This window comes from Staphylococcus argensis, from assembly GCF_002902305.1.
Taxonomy (GTDB): domain Bacteria; phylum Bacillota; class Bacilli; order Staphylococcales; family Staphylococcaceae; genus Staphylococcus; species Staphylococcus argensis.
Map to the genome: position 1 here is coordinate 1 of NZ_PPPX01000002.1, position 3864 is coordinate 3864.

A 3864-nucleotide genomic window follows, 5' to 3' on the forward strand; every position below is an offset into this window, starting at 1 on the left:
AAATGATTTCATAACAAAAATCTCCTTTATTTAATAATTATTGCACTATTAGTACTACATTTTTACGTTTAAATTACTATTACATTAGTATTTCAGTTTATTACAATTTATTTACAGTTTTGAACTTTTATAAATTATTGTAAATTCTTAATATTTTCATTTATATCTCATTAAATTAGGCTATTTAATTAAAATAGACTAGAGTTAATTTTTAACTCTAGTCTATTAAATATTATTTATTATGTTCATCAACTAATCGACGCGTTATGAGATCTGTCAGCGCTTTACTTCCCTCGTACTCTAAATGAATACCATCATAAGCGAAGTAATCTTCATGACCGCCAGATTCTTTATACCAGTCGATCACATGAACATTATCATGTCGTTTCTCAGCTTTATGCATTTCCTTATTAACATGATCTTGGTAATCCCTAGGTACTCTCACTGTGACGAGATAAATATTCGCATCATTAAAGTTTTTAATCAATTCTTCTAACTGATCTTTAGTAAAGTCACCGTTAGTACCTAATTCGAGTACGACATCTTTATCTTTGCTAGTGTAGTCTTGATATTTTTCTTTCGCTAAAGAATTGGCTTCTGTTAATTGACGCCCTACTTTACCATCAATCGTTGCATCGGGCACTTTATCTTGAAAGACTTTTCCAATATCTACCATCACTGAGTCCCCAACCAACAACGGTTCTAAATCTTTTGGCTGAGTCTTATCTTGCTTATCATCCGAATCTTTCTGATCTTCTTGGTCCTGTTTATTATCTTTTTTATCGTTTGAATCCTTTTTATCAGAATCAGAAGACTTTTTAGGTGAATTAAAAGATGTTTGTTTCTTCTCTTCATGTGATTTAGCCCAACTATCAAAATTACCGTTATAGAGTAAAATAGTAGGAACAATAAGTATCACTAGTAAAGCTAATCTGCCAAATTTCTTTAATTTAGCTGGCATAAATGAAAATGCCTTAAAGCCATTTTTACGAATTGATCGTTCAATATAGTGATATGAAAGCTCAGTTAACGCTAACATAAGTACGATATCAATGATATACGCATAAAAAGGAATTTGTCCCGCAACGAAATGTTTATGTACAAAAACGATAACAGGATAGTGCCATAAATAAAGACTATAAGAGCGTTTACCTAAATATACAAATAAAGGATTGCCCATTAACTTAGCGAACATCCCACTAGGATGTACAGAACTTGCGATGACAAATAAAGTCATAAATGAAATCGCATAGAAACCACCGTTGTATAACCATTTATCCCCTGAATTTACAAAGAAAAATAAATAAACTAAAATTGCTCCGCCTAAAATACCTATACTATCAATAAGTAACTTTAATTGTGTTGAAACTTTTTCTTTTAAACTAAATGGAGGCCAAAGAAATGCTAATAACGCTCCAAGTAAAAGTGTTTGCAATCGAGTATCTGTACCAAAATAAACTCTTGAAACATCATGACCAGATAAATTTAAGAAAATCATAAGTTCTAGGGATACTAATGACACAAAAAATAGTACGATAAATGTAATTTTCTTATTAGAAAATTTTAATAGAATAAACAATATTATTGGATAAACTATATAGAATTGTTCTTCAATAGCTAATGACCATAAATGTTTCAATGGAGCGATTTGAAATTGGTCGAAATAATCGACATCCTGGAAGATATACCACCAGTTAGATACATAAAAGAACGCAGCAACTATATCTTTTTTTATATCAAATATTATCTTAGGTTCAAAAATCACTGTGTAAAGTAATACAATTCCTAATAAAAATAATAGTGCCGGTATTAGCCTTTTTATACGTCGCTTCCAGAATTCCAATAAATCTATTGTTCCCTCTCTATAAAATTCTGAGACTAATAATGCAGTAATTAAGTAACCTGAAATAACAAAGAAAGTATCTACTCCTAAGAAACCTCCAGGTAACCACTGAGCATTTAAATGAAAGATTATTATAGCAATAACAGCAACTGCTCTAAATCCATCTAACCCTGGCATGTACCTTGGTTTTAAATTCTTATTAACTCTTTTAAGCTCTTTATCATTCATAAATATTCCACCCTTTAAATTTTTGAAAAGAAACGACTATTATTTCAAGTTGTCTAAATACATTTCTCTTTTGTCCTTCTTATCTTTATCATCTGGTTCGAAATACCAAAGACCATCTTCTTCAACTAAATTTTCGCCTTTCAATTTTAACTTTCCTATATGGTTGGTTGCTGGCTTATAATCAAAATAAAGTGTTTTAATATCTCCAACTGTAAAACTTGTTTTAACATTATTTTCTCCAGCATTTATAATTTTATTTATAGTTGAGATGTTTCTTTCTTTAGAAACTTCATCGACAACTTTCTGAATGATTTGCCTTTGCCTTTTCGTTCGTCCTTCATCTCCATCAGAGCCTACTTCTTTCCTACTTCTAACATAATCAAGTGCTTTTTTACCGTTCATCTTTTCTACTCGATTTTTCTTAAAAGAGGAACCGTTATAATTAAATGTATTAAGACTCTTTACTTTAATACCACCGATAGAATCAATAACTTGCTTAAAACCATCCATATCCATAGTCATATATGAATCAATAGGTATATCAAAATTGTCTTCTATTGTATTAATAGCTTTTTTAGGACCTCCATAAGCATATGCGTGAGCAATCTTCTCATGTTCATTAGTTCCTGAAATCTTACTATATGTATCTCGAGGTATAGACATTAGATATGTTTTCTCTTTTTCAGGATTAACTGATGCTATTAAGAGAGTGTCTGTTCTCTGACCTAAATTCTCTTTGGATCGTTTGGCATTTGAATCTACACCAAATAATGCTATCGAGATAGGCTTATGATGTTTTAACTTTTGTTGTGTTGCTTTAACTTTTTCTTTTTTATCAACAGACTCATGAATATTATTGTTAAATCGATTTACTTTAAAAGTAAAATATAAAGTTATCAATGCACCTATGAGTAAAATAATTATTAATAAGATGATTATTTTATATCTCTTTTTCATACAATTTCCCTTTCGAACAAGAGTTCATCAATTTAGTAAATTATTCACTGAATATTAATTTGAAAATATTTAATTTAAATCCGTAATGGCTATACATTCAAAGATACTAATACAAATTAGCAAAAAAAGCAAAGTTATTTTTATTAACTATCACCTTTTATATATTATTATATTATTCCTTATTATTCAATGTTATCTAATAACATGAACCTTATCTTCTACGTATTTTATTATTATATTCCTAATCTTGAAATTTACCGGAGATTAATTTTAACTAGCAATAACAAAAAAGCGCTAATGAAGAAATGCTCTTCATTAGCGCCCTGCAATAATTATTAAATAAAGGAGATTGATCCCCCTTAATCTAACAGTTAGAATATATATTCTAACTGTCTATATAATATACCATAACTACTGATTTAATAGAATTATTTTGCCTATTTGATACAAATAATTTCTAATTCGTACCTTTTTTAAATATATTTAACAGATGAGCAATGAAAATCCTTTGCTAATTATTAGTATCCAAGTTACACTATTAAATATAGTATTCCTCGTTTTGCCTGAGTAATACTTATACTTTTGAAACAATCTTTTTGCGGTGGTTATTAACCACCGCTTTTTTTATTCTAATTTCCGCAAATAATATAAAATCACCTTTTTATTTAAAGCATTTATTTTCTTTGATAAACAATTGATGTGAAGCTATTTTTGTACAATATTACATCGGCGTAACATCATAGTAATCTTAGCGTAATAGAAATATAAATAAAAGAATGTAATACTAATAGTGCAATAATTATTAAATAAAGGAGATTTTTGTTATGAAATCATTT

General features: G+C 28.7%; 2 protein-coding genes. Both read right to left on the minus strand.

Annotated elements, in window-relative coordinates; translation table 11 throughout:
• Window positions 1-232: 232 nt before the first annotated feature.
• The gene (locus CD039_RS06240; protein WP_103371601.1) at window positions 233-2071 is read right to left on the minus strand and encodes an acyltransferase family protein; all 1839 of its coding nucleotides are present in this window, start codon (window positions 2069-2071) and stop codon (window positions 233-235) included.
• Between the two features lie 39 nt (window positions 2072-2110).
• Complete coding sequence (locus CD039_RS06245; RefSeq protein WP_103371602.1) at window positions 2111-3028, minus strand: LCP family protein; 918 nt, start codon at window positions 3026-3028, stop codon at window positions 2111-2113.
• Window positions 3029-3864: the final 836 nt, after the last annotated feature.

Bases quoted from the DNA above. Each gene is read 5' to 3' on its own strand.
- CD039_RS06240 (WP_103371601.1), bottom strand. From the start codon at position 2,071: ATGAATGATAAAGAGCTTAAAAGAGTTAATAAGAATTTAAAACCAAGG.
- CD039_RS06245 (WP_103371602.1), bottom strand. From the start codon at position 3,028: ATGAAAAAGAGATATAAAATAATCATCTTATTAATAATTATTTTACTC.